The following is a 17,930-nucleotide window of genomic DNA, read 5'->3' as shown; positions in this document are numbered from 1 at the left end:
AATTTATGGTGACTCTTTAGTTGAGTTAATCGACTTGCTTATAACGAATTATTAACATTTAATAGGGAGCTGATTTTAATATTCTGATAGGGACGAAACATGAAAAGACTGGCAATAGGTTTGATTGCATTATGTTGTACGCCAAGTTGGGCGGAAACCGCACTAATTCATAATATACAAGGCTACAGCGTTAATAATGGCCAATTACAAACATTTTCAGCAGTTAAGTTTACTGACGATAAAATCGAGCAAGTTTATATAGATAAACCTGATTTAGCGCTTGAAAAAGGCGTGACCATTATTGATGGCAGAGGTAAAACATTATTACCGGGTTTAATTGATGCCCATGGTCATGTGCTGGGTTATGGTCAAAGTCTTCAGCGGGTTGACTTAGTGGCCACCCAAAGTGAACTTGATGCCATTAGCCGTGCACAATCTTTTGTAAAACAGACACCTTTACAGGGTTGGTTACTCGGCAGAGGTTGGAACCAAGAGCTATGGGACAGTAAAACATTTCCCACAAAAACTAGCTTAGATAAAGTCTTTGCCGATACTCCAGTCGCATTTGGTCGAATAGACGGTCATGCATTGTGGGTTAATAGTAAAACTCTCCAGCTCGCCGGTATTACCGCAGCCACTAAAGCACCAGAAGGTGGTGAAATTATTCTAGATAGCCAAGGCCAACCTACGGGCGTGTTAATCGATAACGCGATGAACTTGGTATATGAGGTTATTCCTGGCATGACAGCGGCGCAGCTTGAGTCGACTTTAGTCACGGCAATGGAGTCGCTAGCCTCTTACGGCTTAACCAGTGTGCACGATGCCGGTGTGAGTATTGATAATATTAATACCTATCAAGCATTGGCCAAAGCTAATGCTATGCCTATTCGTATTAACGCCATGTTGTCGGTTGAAGATCCTCAGTATGCTACTTATCTTGCCAAAGGGCCGTTCAAAACCGCTGACAATATGTTCAAAATGGATAGCGTTAAAATATCGGCAGACGGAGCTTTGGGCAGTCGCGGTGCCTCTTTATTGGCAGATTATAGTGATCAACATGGCCATAAAGGCTTAATGCTGTATTCCAATGACAAGTTAGCTGAGTTAATTCTGGAGTCGATGACAGCAGGGTTTCAGGTTAACACCCATGCCATTGGCGATAACGCCAATAAGGTAGTGCTAGATAACTATCAAACCGCGATAGCAAAAACTAAATCGCCCACCTTAAGACACAGAGTCGAGCACGCACAAATACTAGAGGTGAGTGATATTAATCGTTTTGCCGAATTAGGAGTAATAGCGTCTATTCAAGCAACCCATGCCACTAGTGATAAGAATATGGCTGAAAATCGTTTAGGCAAAGCACGCTTAGCCGGAGCTTATGCATGGCGCAAGTTATTGAATGCCAATGCCCGTATTGCTAACGGCTCTGATTTTCCGGTGGAATCACCTAACCCTTACTTTGGTTTGCATGCCTCGGTAACCCGTCAAGACCGAGATAATCAACCTTTAGACGGTTGGCTCTCGGCAGAAAAGCTTACCCGTATAGAAGCGCTTGATAGTTTCACATTATCTGCTGCTTACGCTGGTCATCAAGAAACTATAATAGGCTCAATTGAAGTGGGTAAAAAAGCTGATTTCATTTTAGTCAGTGATGACTACTTTGAGGTTGAGCCTGAAGATATTTGGCGCAGTAAAGTGATAAGTACCTGGGTTAATGGTCGTTTAGTGTATCAAAATAGTCAATTTGATATGTGATGGACAAGTTCAAATAGCCATAATAATTACCAATAAAAAAGCCTCAAAAAGAGGCTTTTATTGGTGTTTATCATGCATTGAGTTGAGATATCACTCAGCTAAGCGTTTTTCTAGCTCAGTGACTTGGGCTTGCAAAGCTTCTAACTTTTCACGGGTTTTTAATAGCACATGTTGTTGTACTTCAAATTCTTCGCGCGACACCACATCTAATTTCATCAGTTGGTTCTGTAACACCTGTTTACTGCGCTCTTCAAACTCTGCTGCAAATTGCTTAACACCGCTGGGTAAGTTTTCGCTGAGCTGTTTGGCCACTTCTTCTATTTTCTTTGGATTAATCATGATTTGCCTTCCTACGCCAATATTGCAGCCATTGTAGCTTAGGGAGGTGCTGGCAGCAAAATATGACGTCAAAATTGTTAACTCTACCAAGTTACCATCTGCTATGATCCGCCTTCGTGTTTAATAGTGGGAAAGTTATTTAATGAAACTCAATCCAGGACAGAATGAAGCAGTACATTATGTCTCAGGCCCTTGTCTGGTCTTAGCTGGCGCTGGCAGTGGTAAAACGCGAGTTATCATTAATAAAATAGCTTACCTAGTCGAAAAGTGTGGCTATAAAGCGCGCAATATCGCTGCGGTAACCTTTACCAATAAAGCCGCTCGTGAGATGAAAGAACGTGTGGCTCAGTCTATGGGCCGTAAAGAAGCGCGTGGGTTATGGATTTCTACTTTTCACACCCTGGGGCTAGAAATCATTAAGCGTGAACACAAAGTGTTAGGCTTAAAAGCGGGCTTTTCACTGTTTGATGATCAAGACACATTTGCACTATTAAAAGAGCTAACCCAAGACGAGTTGGATGAGGATAAAGATTTAATTAAATCTTTGGCGTCAGCCATTTCTAATTGGAAGGGTGGGTTGGTCATTCCACTGCAAGCGCGCAAGCTAGCTAAAGATGAGCAAGGGCAGTTATTTGCCATGTTGTATCAGCGCTATGCGCAGCACATGAAAGCGTATAATGCATTAGACTTTGATGATTTAATTCTTATTCCTACATTATTACTGCGCATGAATGAAGAAGTGCGCACCCGTTGGCAAACTCGCATTCAATACTTGCTGGTGGATGAGTATCAAGACACCAATACCAGCCAATATGAATTAGTGAAGTTGTTGGTGGGAGAGCGTTCAAGATTTACCGTTGTGGGCGATGACGATCAATCTATTTACTCATGGCGCGGGGCTAAACCGCAAAATTTAGTCCTATTAGGCACTGATTTTCCCAGGCTTAAATTGATTAAACTGGAGCAAAACTATCGCTCCAGCCAGCGTATTTTACGTGCGGCTAATATCTTGATTGCTAATAACCCCCATGTGTATGAAAAGGCTCTATTCAGTGAATTAGCCTATGGCGAACCATTGCGGGTATTGATTGCAGCGAACGAAGAACAAGAAGCTGAGCGAGTGATTGCGGAAATTATTCGGCATAAGTTTGTTGGCCGTACCCAATTTGGTCAATACGCCATTTTATACCGTGGCAACCATCAATCGCGCTTACTTGAGCGGGCGTTGATGACCAACCGTATTCCTTACAAGCTCAGTGGTGGTACGTCGTTTTTTTCCCGCGCTGAAATTAAAGACATTATGGCTTACCTGCGTTTAGTGGTTAATCCCGATGATGATAATGCATTTCTGCGGGTAGTGAATTTACCTAAGCGTGGTATTGGTCCAGCAACCTTAGAACGCTTAGGCAACTTTGCCAATCAAAAACATATTTCAATGTTTGAAGCTATTTTTGATGCTGGCTTAAACCATGAACTGGCACCTGCCGCGATAAAATCTTTATATCAGTTTGGCCAGTTTATTGTTGATACTGGAGAGATAGTCAAGCGGGGCGAATCTGTCGATGCGATTAAAAAGTTGATCCGCAGTATTAACTATGAAGATTACTTGTACGAGACCAGTACAAGCGCCAAAGCGGCTGAAATGCGGATGAAGAATATTTCAGAACTGTATCGCTGGGTCACCGAAATGCTCGAGGGTGATGAGTTAGATGAGCCGATGACTTTACCCGAGGTGGTAACACGACTCACTTTACGAGACATGATGGAGCGTAATAGTGAAGATGAAGGCGGCGATCAAGTACAATTAATGACATTACATGCTTCAAAAGGATTGGAGTTCCCATTTGTGTTTATGGTGGGCGTAGAAGAGCGTATTTTGCCGCACCAATCTAGCATTGATGAAGATAACGTTGATGAAGAGCGGCGCTTAGCTTATGTTGGTATTACGCGGGCGCAACGTGAGCTGTGGTTTGTTATTTGTCGCGAACGCCGACAGTTTGGTGAGACTATGCGCTGTGAACCCAGTCGTTTTTTGATGGAACTGCCACAGGATGATTTAATTTGGGAAAATCGCAAACCACAACAAACAGAACAGCAAAGAGTAGAGTCGGGTAAAAGTAACATTGCCAATCTTCGGGATATGTTTAAAAAGTAATAAGTCTAGGTGAGGTTTAAAAGGTGATATTTAACGTGTGTGCCGCCTGAGTTAAAGGGCGAAGGCGATTGTTAAATGAGTAAGCAAGGCTAAAATTAATCAGTGTGCGTGCTTTAACGCTCGTCCTTGACCTATGCGGTAGCCCAATTCTAAAAATTGTTGGCGTTGTTGTAAGGTATCAACACCTGTTGCCACAATCTTTAAATCTAATGCATCAGCCGATAAGCGGTAAGCCTTAACTAATTTCAATTGGTTTTCGTTGAGTAAATGTTTGCTGATTTCGTTATCTAACATCAAAGTTGATATCGGTAAAAAGCTCAAGCTACTGAGTGAGCTATAACCCGTCCCAAAGTGATCAACGCCAATATTCCCCCCAAGTTGCTTAATAATATCAAATGCGTTGAGATGATTCTCAGTGTCTTTAACTAGGGACTTTTCATTGAAGAATAGGGTTAATTTAGATAAATCTATTTCGCTACTTTTGACGGTTTTTTTCAAATTTCGCAGCGCGTATTTATGCTTTACATGCTGGCTTGAAATAGACATATATAGTTGTATGTCTTGACCAAATTGTTGCTTCAGTTGAGGATAGTCTTGGTTTAATCGTTTGAAAATATAATCATCCAGTACGAGTTCGAGTTGTGAGCTATTGGCCAGCTGCAGTAATTTAGCATGGTCCCATTTTCCATGTTTATCATGGTGCCAGTGTGTTTTGGGCTCAATCGCCAGCACGGTTGTTTGATCGATGTCGTATATTGGATGGTAATCTATTTTAATTTGTTGTTGATTGATAGCCTGCTTTAACTGCTGGTCTAAATCATATTGTAGTTCGGACTGGTAGCTTAGTTTACTGTCGAAAATGATATAGCAGCCTTTACCATTTGATTTAGCTTTATACATGGCTTTGTCAGCATCACGTAATATGGACTCGCTGGTTTCTAATTGGCTGGTACTACTGAACGCAATCCCAATACTGGCTCCCGAAACAAAGTCTTGATTGGCTAACAAATATGGCTGACTGATTTGATGCAAAATCCGTTCACTCACCTCTACAGCATCTTGAGTACCATGAATAGTATCAAGTAATACCACGAACTCATCTCCACCCATTCTGGCTAAGGTATCATTTTCACGAATACAATTGTTTAATCGCTTTGCGGTTTCAATTAAAAACCGATCGCCTTCAAGATGACCAAAAGTATCATTTATTACTTTAAAGCGGTCTAAATCGATGAACAGTAACGCAAACTGGTCTAAGCCATGGCGCCTAACATGTTTCAATGCTTGTGATAATCGCTCCATAAGATAATTGCGGTTAGGCAGACCGGTTAAATTATCATGCTGGGCATCGTGAACAAGCTGCGCTTCAATTTTACGGCGCTGATTAACTTCTTCCTGTAGATTGATATTCATTTGTGCCAGGGCTTGGGTTCGCGTAGTCACTTTTTCTTCGAGCAATTCATGGCTGCGCTTTAATGAATCAACCGCATCTTTGCGTTCAATCGCATTAGCAATATGTTGTGAAACGAAAGTCAGCAGTTCAAGATCTCTGATTTGATAATTTTGTTTTGTATCTAAACTGTAAATGGTTAGCGCACCGACAACTTCGCCCTTAATCACTAATGGTATGCCTATCCATTGATGCATCATTTCAGTTCTATTCAGTGCCGGTGATTGGGCATAAATGTCACCATGCTTAATCAAGGTTTTAATATCATCACCACTGAGTAGCCTTGGCTGCTTGTGTTGCAAAATATATTCGGTTAAACCATCTTGCATTGGGCGGCTGGCTGGATGTTCACTGTCCATTTCCGATACATAAAATGGAAATGACAAAGTATTATTTTTATCAATGAAAGAGATAAAACAATTTTGTGCGGGTAAAAGTTGGTTAATAATTTGATGAATACGATTATAAAAATCATGCTCGGCAACATTGGAAGCAGATAAGTCAGCTATTTCGAATAATGACTTTTGTAAGTTTTCTGCTTTTACTCGCTCTTTTACTTCTGATTTAAGGCTGTTATACGCTTGGCTTAATTCTCGAGTACGCTCTTCGATCGCTAATTCAAGTTGCTCGTTATGTTGCAGACGCTCCATCACACCAGAAATATGGTGGCTAATAAAGCCCATTAATTCGAGTTCAAGTTCACCGTAATTAATGTGCTCATTGTAACTTTGAACCACCAGTACACCGCTGACAATATCTTGGTTTTTAATGGGTACCCCAAGCCATTGATGGCATGGTGACCCTAAGCCTTCAATTTCTCCCTGCTCAATGAGTTGATTAAAGCCAGCGTCGTCACAGAGTAAAGGTTTACCTTTTCGAAGCACATAGCCCGTTATACCGCGCTTTAAAATGGCAGAGATTTCTTCATCAGGGTATAGCTCAGTTGGGTGGGGATCTTTCTCATCGGCAAAAAAAGGTAAACTCATCATGCCAGTTTTGGGGTTCTGGGACGCGATAAAAAAGTTGTCAGCAGGAATTAAGCGTTGTAAATGTTGATGAACTCCAATATAGAAATCATCTAAAGATGCCGCTTTAGTAGCAATGTTAGAGATACCTAATAAAGCATTTTGAATGATTTCCGCCCGTTTATATTTAGCGGCCAAACGCTTTAAACGCATAACACGGCGTTGAAGTGATTCAACGTTATTGGTCAGCTTTGGATAATTAACTTCCTTATCTATCATTAGCAGTTGCTTTATCCCATTAAATACCAAAAAGAAATCCGTTATTTCAACACCTATAATTAGCATAGTTTGATACGTGATCCAAGTAATATTACGTCACGTACAATGGTGATAATTGCAGCTGATGAGTCAAAAGTTAATCAGTCAGTTAAAAAAAGTAAATCAGGGCTAGACGTGGAGGCAATTTATCCTTAGTATATGCGTCGCTAACCAAGGCGAGCGCCCATAGCTCAGCTGGATAGAGCGTACCCCTCCGGAGGGTAAGGCCGAAGGTTCGAATCCTTCTGGGCGCACCATTCGGTAGTATGTTTTGTCGGATTTGGTTAGTAAGATTGAAAGTCAGTGGTGATTGTAGCTCAGTTGGTAGAGTCCCGGATTGTGATTCCGGTTGTCGTGGGTTCGAACCCCATCAGTCACCCCATTCAATTTATTGTTTTATGTATATTTCGGTGATTAGCGCAGCCCGGTAGCGCATCTCGTTTGGGACGAGAGGGTCAGAGGTTCGAATCCTCTATCACCGACCACATTCCCGCTTTCTTATAGCGAATTTAGCCTCAACGTTAAATAAATATCAGACTTGTTTTCAAGTAAAAATCTCGGTGATTAGCGCAGCCCGGTAGCGCATCTCGTTTGGGACGAGAGGGTCAGAGGTTCGAATCCTCTATCACCGACCACATAAAGCAAAAAGCCACTCTTATGAGTGGCTTTTTGCTATCTGAAATAAAATATTTTTAATAAGATTAATAACCTACTTTAACTGATTGTGATTTAACCGGCAGTTGCTTAACTAATTGCAGCTTAGCTGGCTGTGCTGGGTATAAAAATGCCAGCGATTAAGCTGGCATAGTGATCTTGATTAATGACCGATTAGTCTTCTACGCGTACGCCCCACACATCGTGCTCGTCGGCATGAATAATTTGCACCCAAATTTGATCGCCAGGTTGTACGTCAAACTCGTCGGTTAAATACACTTTACCGTCAATTTCTGGTGCGTCCATGTATGAGCGGCCAATAGCGCCTTCGGTGTTCACTTCATCAATTAAGATTAAATACTCTTGACCAATACGGGCTTGCAGCTTGTCTGCGCTTATTTGCGCCTGTAAAGCCATAAAGCGTTGTAACCTGTCCTCCATAACATCGTCAGGCACATGGTCCGGTAAGTCGTTGGCTTTAGCGCCTTTTACTGGCGAGTATTTAAAACAACCTACGCGATCTAATTGTGCTTCTTCTAAAAAGTCTAATAACTCTTCAAACTCTTCTTCGGTTTCACCTGGGAAACCAACAATAAAGGTTGAACGGATCACCAATTCTGGGCAAATTTCGCGCCATTTAGCAATGCGTTCTAACACTTTGTCTGAGCTACCTGGGCGTTTCATCAATTTAAGGATGCGTTTATTGGCATGCTGAAACGGAATGTCTAAATACGGTAAAATGCTGCCCTGCGCCATTAATGGAATAATGTCATCCACATGCGGATAAGGGTAAACATAATGTAAACGCACCCAAACACCTTGTTTTGCTAACTCTTCACAAAGCTGCTGCATGTGAGTTTTGATTGGCATGCCGTCCCAAAATGCTGTTTTATGTTTTACATCGACACCATAGGCTGAGGTATCTTGTGAAATAATCAATAATTCTTTAACGCCAGCTTTGACTAAACGCTGCGCTTCACCTAACACATCACCAATGGGACGAGAGTCTAAATCACCGCGCATAGAAGGAATAATGCAGAAAGTACAACGGTGGTTACAGCCTTCAGATATTTTTAAATAGGCATAATGCTTAGGGGTCAGTTTAATACCGTGATCTGGCACTAAATCGATTAATGGATTGTGTTTTGGTTTTTCAACATGCTGATGAACCTGTTTAAGTACTTCGTCATACGCATGTGGGCCGGTTACGCCTAGTACGTTAGGGTGTAGCTCAATAATTTCATCTTTCTTAACCCCTAAGCAACCTGTGACCAGTACTTTACCATTGGCTGCTAATGCCTCACCAATTGTGTCTAAAGATTCTTGTACCGCACTGTCAATAAAGCCACAGGTATTAACGATAACCATGTCAGCATCGGCATAAGTAGAGACTACGTCATAGCCTTCTGTACGTAGCTGGGTAAGAATACGTTCTGAATCGACAAGGTTTTTTGGACAGCCAAGACTGACAAAACCAATTTTAGCCGCGCTAGCTTGTATTGGGCTATTTAGGCTTAATGCTGATTTTGCTTGTTCCTCTATGACCTTCTTGGGTGTCGCTAGGGTAGTGGTTTGTTTAGGGTCATAGTGATTAACAGTCATAGTGCCTCTATAAATAGGTATAAAAAAACGAGTAGATAACAGCCAAAATTGGAGTGGCGGAATTATACAGCAGTCTTTTTGCTATTACAGCTAATGAAAGCAACGCGGGGAAGTTTTTATTGTGTGGCAATAGAGGTTCGATTGAACCTCTATGTGAGTGAGTGTGCTAAAACCATCTTATTGTTAACTAAATAGCCTCGTTTAAGACTTGTTGGCGTTTTTGTTTTGACTGCACTTTAGATTGGCGTCGTTGCCAATATAAATAAAATCCGGTGAAGGCTAAAAATACTAGCATCAAGCCTAAAAAACACCAAATGATACGTGTGATTAAGCCACCAAAATAACCAAAGTGTAATTTACGAAAACTGTCGATAAACACCATTAAAAAACCTGCTTGGCGAATATCTTGCTTTGACAGTAATTTACCGCTCGTTTTATCAAAACTGACCACGCTGCTGTATTCACTATTCAGTGGGTTTGTGGTGTCGACTTGTCCGTAAAAATCGATATTCCGCTCAGGTTCGTGCGGCATGGCAAGGTAACCAGCTTGGAAACTGTCTATTTCTGTGGATGACTGTTGACGTAATTGCTCGAAGGAAATATCTAAGCCGTGCAAAGGTTTAGTGATATAAACATGCTCGCCGTCGCCGTGTTCCGTGACTTCATGAATAATGCCGCTGATATTCCAATAAGCCCCAGTAAAAGCCAATATAATCATTACTGGCGAGCTAATGATACCGATCATTTTATGAATGTCGCTGTACAAAATACGCTTTACGGCACCTAAACGTAGGGTGAATAATTTTGTCCAAAATCGACGGTAAATAATCATGCCGCTGATCCCTAAAAATAACATGATGAGTGCCGCAATAAAGGCTATTGAAGCCCCTTTTACATGGAGTAAAAATGAGTAATGTAGTTCGAGTAGCCAGTCGGTGATGTAGTGATCCATAGGTTGAGGTTGTGACAAAAGCTGCGCTGTATATTGATTAATATAGACTTTATTCCAATCTTCTGTGCCGCGTTTAATCAGGTAGGCAGCATCTGAGCGTGACTTATCATCAAATAACTCCCATCCACCTAACTCATAATCAGGATTAGCCCCTAATGTGGTTTGCATTAAGGTGTCTAAATTAACTCTTGGCGTTGTGGGCAGTGCATCGACAAGCATGTGCGCGGGTCTCAGTAGACTATCTATTTCCACCTTGAAAACCAGTATGCTGCCGGTTATCGACATAATTAAGATAGGCAACATGGCAATTAGTGCACCATAGGAGTGCCATTTAAAGAGGGTTTTTCTCATGCTTACCTCTGTGTAGGTTGTCTGTGCTTTAGATTCGGTTTGACACTTATCATGACAAAGTAATAGCGCAGAATTTTCTACGCTATTGTTTGTGCATGGTTTGATTAGTGATTACAAACGCCAGCTCATTGTGGCGCTGTAATTAGCCGGTGCACCGTAAAATCCCTGTGCCCAATAAAGACTGGTAAGGTATTTTTCATCGGTAACATTGTTGGCATTAACAGTGAGGTCAAGGCTGTCGGTAAAGTGATATTTAGCCATTAAATCAACAATGGCATAGGCTTTTTGATGAGTCGTAATTTCTTGTCCTGCATTAATGACGTCAGCACCAACCACGCCTTGTGAGCGCTGTATATCATCTTGCCAACGCATATTAAGCCCAAATGTGAGTCCTTCAATTAAGGCTAAGTCATAGGTGGCGGCAAATTTAAATAACTGACTTGGAGTGTAAGCTGCAACTTGGTCATTACCTTTAATATCAAAGTCGGTATAACCAATACTGGCGTTTAGACCTGGGTAAATTTCGCCTGCAATATCCAGTTCAAAACCATTACTGCTAATGCCATCTGAGCCGATATAGCGACGTTCTGTCGGAGGTAGCTGACTTGTACGAGGGTCTACCATAGCAAGATTGGTTTGTTGAATATCAAAATAGGCTAAGGTGGTAATCAGATTGCCATTGAATAGCTCACTTTTAAGACCCACCTCTTGGCTTTCGCCGGTTACTGGGGCTAATGTGTTGTCATTAATATCTAATTCACGCTGTGCGGTGAATGTTTCGGTATAGCTGGCGTAGGCCAATAATTCAGGAATGAAGCGATAGGTCATGCCAAGGTAAGGAATAAATTGCGCATCTTCTACATCTTGAACATTACCGTATGATTCACCCGCGGCCTGCCAGTCGTTATAGCGGCCTCCAGCAATGACATAAAAATCTTCAAACAGATTAAACCGACCGGTAAAGTAAGCTGCTTTTTGGGTTGCGCTGACATCGCTGCCACGCAGATCGTCTTTAAAGGTGGGCTTTGGGGTGTTACCGTCCCAGGTATTTAAATCTGGCATTGCAGGGAAGCCATTTCCCGTGCTGTAGTCGTATAGTGAGGTGTCTGTGTAGTCCATTTGGGCATAATTGATACCTGCAACAACTTGATGCTCTCGGCCAAATAGCGTTACATCACCATTGATATAGATATCTGCTAGGTTATGATTTTCGTCTAAATCATATTCACTACCATAACCAGTTAACCCAAGTTCGGTTGTTTTGTTTGGTGTTCCAAAGACATAAAATAGCTCGGTATCTTCATCGGTAACTTTGTGCGAATAAGTTGCGCGTAAACGCCAGTTATCAGAAAAGTAATGGCTTAATTCAACTACAGTATTTTGCTTTTCAACTTGCCAGTTAGACCAATTGGCTGACGTGTTGGTCGAACGGTCATAGTTTGTTGGACTGCCATCAGTGTAATACAGCGGTAATGCGCCCCAGTTGTTACCTTTAGCGTCATTATCAATATAGCTGTGGCTGATAGACAGGCTGGTATCATCGGTAAATTTGGCGTCAATAAAGGCATAAAGTACCGTTTTATCAGTTTTATAGCGGTCTAAGTAGGAGTCTTTAGTTTGTTTGACTGCAACCACTCTGGCGGCAACAGTATCATTTAATTGAGCAGTGCCATCCACTTCTAAACGTAGGTTGTCCCAGCTGCCATAACTGGCTAGCATATTAAGTTGGTTATCATCTGTTGGGCGTTTACGAATAAAGTTAACCGTTGCAGATGGATTACCCACGCCTGTCATTAAGCCGTTTGCGCCACGTATGACTTCAACGCGATCGTATATCGCGGTGTCTTCGTCGGCATGGTTATTACCTGAGGTAAGCGGCAAGCCAACACCGTCGATTTGAAAATTAGTGACATCAAAGCCACGAGCCGTGTAATAGGTGCGGTCGGTTTCAATGCGTTCTACGTTAATGCCTGTAGCGGTATCGATCGCAGAGTTAATGTCATTTAATTGAAAATCGCGCAGTTGTGCATCTGTTATCACCGATACTGATTGCGGTATGTCGCTGATGGCTAAATCAAGGCGTGATGCTCCACTGGCAGAATGTGCATTGTAGCCTTGAATATATCTTCCCTTAACCTCAATCGTTTCAAAACTAGGGTCAAGTTGATCTACCGCTTCATTTTGGGTCTCATTTGGGGTTTCAGCATGCAGTTGACTGATAGGAATCAGTGCGAGAAGTATGGCATATGACAGTGTTAATCGTTTCATTTTTGATCATCTTTATAGCGAGCGAAGAAAACGCGGTTAATGCGCAGCGGTAATTTGCAGGCATAGTTTATATAAATAACACACTAATCTAAATAGAAATGATTACCATTTACATTGGCGGTGAATTGTAAAGAAAACGGAAGAGCGTTCGTTATTAGAAAACCGGAAATTGCAGATTCAGGATTGAATCCTGTAAAAATAAGGAGAGTTTTTTTGGACTTATTGAGCAGTTTAAAAAATATTTTCATGCTGAAAGCTTTTCTGTACGACATTGTTTTTGGTAGGTTTTATCTAGGTTGTATTAGATTTCTTCTGCTCTTAATAATGGAGGGTAAGCGTAGGTAATTGAATTTATGATGAGTAAATATAATATTGTTAACTGATTTTGATTATTTAACGCATTTTTTCGCCGCTATCATTCAAGCCTAAGAGTCTCAAACACGTATTTCCTTGATATCGGTTTTCCGGGCATATCCCTTAAAATAAACAGCGCCAAACCGAAAGGCAGGGCGCTGTTTAGGGTTAATAGAGCAGCAGATTAACCTTATTAGGTAATAAGTTTAGCTGCTGCAGCCATCAGAATTTCTAGAGTTGATATAGCGAACATCTCTCGCAGTGTCATAATCAATAGGATCGAGTGTTCCATGCTTTTTGATGAATTGATAAAGCATATCGGCATCAACAAAGCCTGTGTCTCTCGCCTTTTCCTTCAACTTTGGATATTTGTTACCGCCCGCAGCATTATAGCTAGGGAGGGTAAATCGATAGTTATTCTCTGGCTTGAAGGGCTTGTCACCAATAGCACTGATATCAACATCCTTAGCTTTACAGTCAACGGTCATTTTGATGCCGCTGAAGTGGGCAAAGCCTCCAGAGCCTTGAGTCATAAGCGCAACCTTAGACAAATACTTTTTCAGTTCGACACCATTCATCTCTGTCACAGTGACACTGTTAGAAAAAGGCAGCACCTCAAGCACATCACGATAACGAATAGGCCCTTTCTTTATGGTGGTACGAATACCGCCGGAGTTCATGATGCCAAAATCTGCTGGCACAGAGAGCAGAGTCTGAGCATGGGCTATCATAATCCCTAGAGGTGTCGCTTGGTAACGAACAACCTTTCGATCTCCAATGAAATTCGCCTTCGCAACACCAATCTCCTCTCGCAGTTTTACCTGACCATTGCGCTGATATGGACGCAGTAACTCGAGGGTTTCCGGATCTTTGGGGGTTAGCATAGAAGAATGCTGCATGAAACCATACTTGGTTTCAGTGTTCACTGGAACGAGCTCGTAGTTTGCCAGATGAAGCTCGCCACCGTAGTATTCAAAGTCAGCACGGCCAACATATTTGCCCCATTCGTAGGCTTGCATGATCCAAGTGCCATTTTGACGATCAGGCTTACAAGGCTCATCTCGAGCATATTTTTTTACGTACTCACCTGTGTCTCCTTCCATACAGACAGGCAACTGTGAATGACCGCCAATGATGGCTTGAAACTGCCCAGGTTCAAGACTGCGAGCCAGAGCTACATCACCGGGAGCATTACTGCCATGTCTACCATTTTCATAGTGACCCATGTGGGTGAGACCAAAGACCAGATCTGGTTGATGCTGCTCTTTAAGCTCTGCTAAAACCGCTTTCGCCTCAGCTTGAGCTGAAGTGAATTTTAGATTTTCAACGTACTCTGGGTTGCCTATCTCTGCGGTCTGCTCGGTAGTTAAACCAACAACGGCTAACTTTAAGCCCTGAACTTCGAATAGCTTGTAGGGCTCAAAGTAGCGTTGCCATTCACCATCGACTTGGCGATAGATGTTGGCCGATAACCAAGGGAATTTTGACCAGCTCCTTTGCTTATCCATCACTGTTGATGGATTATCAAACTCATGGTTACCGACGGCCATGGCGTCATAACCCAGGTGGTTCATGCCGATAAAATCTGGCTCGGCGTCTTGAAGATCAGACTCAGGAACGCCAGTATTGATGTCGCCACCGGAGAGCAGTAAAACCTGGCCTCCTTGTTCAATCACCTCTTTGCGGATCTGATCAAGAATGGTTTTGCGTGCTGCCATACCATACCCACCGTTTTCACTATGCCAAAAACGGCCATGGTGGTCATTGGTATGCAGGAGGGTGAAGCGCTTGCAGTCATCGCCTGCAGCGATACAGGCGACAGATGCCGTCACCTCAGGCGCTTTAGGAGCCTCTTCTAGCTTTTTCTTACCACAGCCACTCAATGTCAACGCAAGTGCGATAGCTGAGCAGGTAAGAAGTCGGCCAGAAGGAAGGAGTGAAGTATTCATAATAATCCTTCAATATTAAACAGATACACATTGCCACTAGCTTTATCATCGTGAGAGAAATGCGCCAAGATGAGATATAAGACAACGGCAGTACAGTTAAAAAAAGCAGCAGCCAGAACGATACCGGTGCTGCTTTATAGGCTTAACTGATGATTAGCCTTGGCGGCGACGCAACCACATTAGCGGCAGCAGCAGAGTCATAAAACCACCTAAGCTACCCGCACCCTCTGGCTTAGTCCAACCAGTATCTTCGGTGTTTATTACCTCAATACTAACAGACTTACTGAAGCTTTCTTCGTCAACAGTTGCCGTAAGCTCGAACACAAGAACTTGATCGATATTGACGCTAGGAGATGTGACATCCAGTGTCAGACCTGCAGCAGTAAACACTGCCGTGTCTCCAGATACCTGCTTCCAGCTGTATTGAGTCCCTTCTGGCGCATCCGTAACTGTCGCTGTGATAGTCGTTTTATCACCTTCGGTCACTTTAGTTGTTCCAGCAAACTCTACATTCAGAGTCAAAGGCACGTTCATCACGCTCAAGCTAACATCTTTGATTGTTTCTAAACTACCGTCGCTGATGGTCAAGGTGAAGTTCAATGTCTCATCGGCTTTAACCATTGGTGCAGTCAGAGACAAGATAGCCTCACTGCCAACAACAGTCTTCTCTTCACCAACAATCTGTTCCCACTTGTAAGTAAGGACAACACCTTCGCCAGCTTTGATTGCAGAGGCATCTATGGTGTAAGCAGCGCCTTCAGTGACACTATCAGGAGTAACGATATCGCCTTCAACTTCCAAAACAGGGTTTGGATCGTCACCACAGACTGCACCATACACTTCTTTTACTAACTCAGGACGGTCAATGAAAGGGTTACGGTTGCCCTGATATTTGTATACCTGGTTGTTACGATTCTGCTCGAAGGTATCAATAGCATCTAACTGGTTCCATGCATACAGAGTACAAAGCGTACCGATCAGCGGAGCGCTATCCTCGTCTGCAGTTGTTAAACGATCGACTGCGACTAGATCTGGCATTTGAGTCGTAGCAGTATCCGTGCCTTGATAACGGGTATCCATGTACATGAGCATTCGGGCAACGTCGCCTTTCACCTCATCACGAGGCTCCCAGCAGTCTGTCGTTTTGTCTAGATAGTTACCCGTACCTACACCGTTGAATAGTACCTCTTCGCCTGTATCCTTACATGCACCAAAGTCATTGTTGCTTCGTGCAGAGTTAATACCAGGATCTGATGGACGTAGGTGATGGGCATCGGTATAACCCCATTGAGACTCGCTTGGGAAGCCATGACTCTTAGCCCAAACGTGCTCACGGTTCCATTTACCCACACCGCTACCACTACCCAGATTGTCGTACTTTGATATAGAGCTACCTGTGTAGATCTCAATAACATTTTTATCGTTGGCAGGATCTTGATCTGCGTAGGTCAGCGTGCTCCAAACCTGCTTGTAGGTCAGATACTTGTGATCTTTTGCTATGATGGCCGACAATGCATTCTTAAGCTCTTCTGCAGAGGAAAAATTACCACTTAGTACATCTGAGTAATAGATCTCAGCATTGAACGTCTTAGGATCGGCTACCGGAGTCAGCGTCTCGCAACCGGTGCAAGGACCTGTTTCAGGCTCTGGTACTGGAGGTGTTACTGAACCATCGCAGGTATTTTCACCAGCACAACCTAGGCCATCAGCGGTATCAACATCGAATACTGCCCACTGATTGTTGGCACCTGGGAAATCTGCTTCGGCCACAGTATCACCAGCTGTTACACTGGCTTTACGACGTAAGGTCTTATTCGCACTAGAGAAATTAGCATCGTTTGGATCGGTCCAAGCAGAACCAGGGTCTTCGCCGCGTTTACCGAAGCGATCGATAACCACGTCATCTTTGGTTAATACTAGGGCATCATCACCGTTGAAGAAAGTGACGGTAGAAGCATTGCCGATTTTAAACGCATCTGCGGCCCCAGAATTATGGAATACCAGACTTTTTCCTGGCGCTAAAGTGCCTGTTAAAGTCTCTGTATTACCTGGATCCGTACTACCATTACCAAACAGAGTTAGCTTGTAAACATTAGCATCTAGATCGATGGCGGTGCCACCAACGTTTGAAATCTCAATCGCTTTGTTGTTGCTGCTGCCTTCGATGTATTCGGTTAGCAACAATAAGCCTGGAGTTGCTTCAGAGCCACAAGCGCTTTCACCTGAGCAGCCAAGGCCATCAGAAGTGTCTGTATCAAACACTACCCACTGATTGACTGCACCAGGGAAATCAGCCTCGGCCACGGTGTCACCGGAGGTAACGCTGGCTTTACGACGCAGTGTCTTATTTGCGGTGGAGAAATTTGCGTCGTTTGGATCAGTCCAAGCTGAGCCAGGGTCTTCGCCACGCTTACCGAAGCGATCGATAACCGCGTCGTCTTTGGTTAGTACTAGTGCATCATCACCGTTGAAAAATGTTACGGTTGAAGCGTTGCCCACTTTAAACACATCAGCAGCACCAGAATTGTGGAAAACGAGGCTCTTTCCTGGCTGCAGAGTGCCAGTCAGCGTTTCAGTGTTACCCGGTGCTGATGCGTCAGCACCATTGCCAAATAGTGTCAGCTTATAAACGTTAGCATCCAAATCGATAGCACTGCTACCTAGATTGGATATTTCAATGGCTTTGTTGTTGCTGCTGCCTTCAATGTACTCAGTAATCAGTAAGTCAGCACTCGCCGCAGAAGAAAAAGCGCCCAGAACTATGGCAGTCGCGGTGGCAACTGCACTCATTTTAATTCTCATAATGTTATCTCTT

Annotated in this window: 9 protein-coding genes and 4 tRNA genes; 6 read left to right on the top strand and 7 right to left on the bottom strand. The window is 43.0% G+C overall.

Annotation, left to right across the window (positions count from 1 at the left end; translation table 11 throughout):
* Positions 1-99: 99 nt before the first annotated feature.
* Positions 100-1,758, top strand: coding sequence for an amidohydrolase (locus tag ACRWP9_RS00195; protein WP_434927336.1), 1,659 nt, complete (start codon positions 100-102; stop codon positions 1,756-1,758).
* A 90-nt stretch (positions 1,759-1,848) separates the two neighbouring features.
* On the opposite strand, the gene ubiK is transcribed toward ACRWP9_RS00195, so the two are convergent.
* Positions 1,849-2,097 (bottom strand): ubiquinone biosynthesis accessory factor UbiK, encoded by a 249-nt coding sequence (gene ubiK / locus ACRWP9_RS00190; RefSeq protein ID WP_226412923.1) that lies wholly within the window; start codon positions 2,095-2,097, stop codon positions 1,849-1,851.
* Positions 2,098-2,239: 142 nt separating this feature from the next.
* On the opposite strand from ubiK, the gene rep reads away from it, so the two are divergent.
* Positions 2,240-4,252, top strand: a complete 2,013-nt coding sequence (gene rep / locus ACRWP9_RS00185; protein ID WP_434927335.1) for a DNA helicase Rep — start codon at positions 2,240-2,242, stop codon at positions 4,250-4,252.
* 99 nt (positions 4,253-4,351) lie between these two features.
* Here the strand turns inward: rep and ACRWP9_RS00180 are convergent, their stop codons facing one another.
* Entirely contained in the window at positions 4,352-6,946 is a 2,595-nt protein-coding gene (locus ACRWP9_RS00180; protein ID WP_434927334.1) for a diguanylate cyclase domain-containing protein, read from the bottom strand.
* A gap of 219 nt (positions 6,947-7,165) precedes the next feature.
* On the opposite strand from ACRWP9_RS00180, the gene ACRWP9_RS00175 reads away from it, so the two are divergent.
* The 4 genes from ACRWP9_RS00175 (at position 7,166) to ACRWP9_RS00160 (ending at position 7,620) form a co-directional block, all read left to right on the top strand.
* Positions 7,166-7,242, top strand: a tRNA-Arg gene (locus tag ACRWP9_RS00175).
* Positions 7,243-7,291: 49 nt separating this feature from the next.
* Positions 7,292-7,367: transfer RNA gene (locus ACRWP9_RS00170), tRNA-His, on the top strand.
* Positions 7,368-7,393: 26 nt separating this feature from the next.
* Positions 7,394-7,470, top strand: a tRNA-Pro gene (locus tag ACRWP9_RS00165).
* Between the two features lie 73 nt (positions 7,471-7,543).
* Positions 7,544-7,620, top strand: a tRNA-Pro gene (locus ACRWP9_RS00160).
* A gap of 193 nt (positions 7,621-7,813) precedes the next feature.
* Here the strand turns inward: ACRWP9_RS00160 and rimO are convergent.
* From rimO to ACRWP9_RS00135, 5 genes are all read right to left on the bottom strand, one after another.
* A complete protein-coding gene (gene rimO / locus ACRWP9_RS00155) occupies positions 7,814-9,241 on the bottom strand; it encodes a 30S ribosomal protein S12 methylthiotransferase RimO (RefSeq protein ID WP_434927333.1) in 1,428 nt (475 codons plus the stop codon).
* Positions 9,242-9,428: 187 nt separating this feature from the next.
* Positions 9,429-10,544 (bottom strand): PepSY-associated TM helix domain-containing protein, encoded by a 1,116-nt coding sequence (locus tag ACRWP9_RS00150; RefSeq protein WP_434927332.1) that lies wholly within the window; start codon positions 10,542-10,544, stop codon positions 9,429-9,431.
* Between the two features lie 111 nt (positions 10,545-10,655).
* Positions 10,656-12,812 carry a TonB-dependent siderophore receptor gene (locus ACRWP9_RS00145; RefSeq protein ID WP_434927331.1) on the bottom strand — a complete coding sequence of 719 codons (2,157 nt, stop codon included), beginning with the start codon at positions 12,810-12,812 and terminating at the stop codon, positions 10,656-10,658.
* Positions 12,813-13,372: 560 nt separating this feature from the next.
* On the bottom strand, positions 13,373-15,115 hold the full coding sequence (gene ushA / locus ACRWP9_RS00140; protein ID WP_434927330.1) for a bifunctional UDP-sugar hydrolase/5'-nucleotidase UshA: 1,743 nt from the start codon (positions 15,113-15,115) through the stop codon (positions 13,373-13,375).
* A 153-nt stretch (positions 15,116-15,268) separates the two neighbouring features.
* Entirely contained in the window at positions 15,269-17,917 is a 2,649-nt protein-coding gene (locus ACRWP9_RS00135; RefSeq protein ID WP_434927329.1) for an endonuclease, read from the bottom strand.
* Positions 17,918-17,930 lie beyond the last annotated feature (13 nt).

Origin of the sequence: Shewanella sp. HL-SH2, from assembly GCF_051164935.1 — a bacterium.
Lineage (GTDB): Bacteria > Pseudomonadota > Gammaproteobacteria > Enterobacterales > Shewanellaceae > Shewanella > Shewanella glacialimarina.
The sequence above is the reverse complement of the archived record's forward strand: the minus strand, read 5'-3'. Positions and strand labels throughout refer to the sequence as shown.

What these genes read in the sequence shown, in the direction of transcription:
- ACRWP9_RS00195 (WP_434927336.1), top strand. Translation starts at nt 100, where the DNA reads ATGAAAAGACTGGCAATAGGTTTGATTGCATTATGTTGTACGCCAAGT.
- ubiK (WP_226412923.1), bottom strand. Translation starts at nt 2,097, where the DNA reads ATGATTAATCCAAAGAAAATAGAAGAAGTGGCCAAACAGCTCAGCGAA.
- rep (WP_434927335.1), top strand. Translation starts at nt 2,240, where the DNA reads ATGAAACTCAATCCAGGACAGAATGAAGCAGTACATTATGTCTCAGGC.
- ACRWP9_RS00180 (WP_434927334.1), bottom strand. Translation starts at nt 6,946, where the DNA reads ATGATAGATAAGGAAGTTAATTATCCAAAGCTGACCAATAACGTTGAA.
- rimO (WP_434927333.1), bottom strand. Translation starts at nt 9,241, where the DNA reads ATGACTGTTAATCACTATGACCCTAAACAAACCACTACCCTAGCGACA.
- ACRWP9_RS00150 (WP_434927332.1), bottom strand. Translation starts at nt 10,544, where the DNA reads ATGAGAAAAACCCTCTTTAAATGGCACTCCTATGGTGCACTAATTGCC.
- ACRWP9_RS00145 (WP_434927331.1), bottom strand. Translation starts at nt 12,812, where the DNA reads ATGAAACGATTAACACTGTCATATGCCATACTTCTCGCACTGATTCCT.
- ushA (WP_434927330.1), bottom strand. Translation starts at nt 15,115, where the DNA reads ATGAATACTTCACTCCTTCCTTCTGGCCGACTTCTTACCTGCTCAGCT.
- ACRWP9_RS00135 (WP_434927329.1), bottom strand. Translation starts at nt 17,917, where the DNA reads ATGAGAATTAAAATGAGTGCAGTTGCCACCGCGACTGCCATAGTTCTG.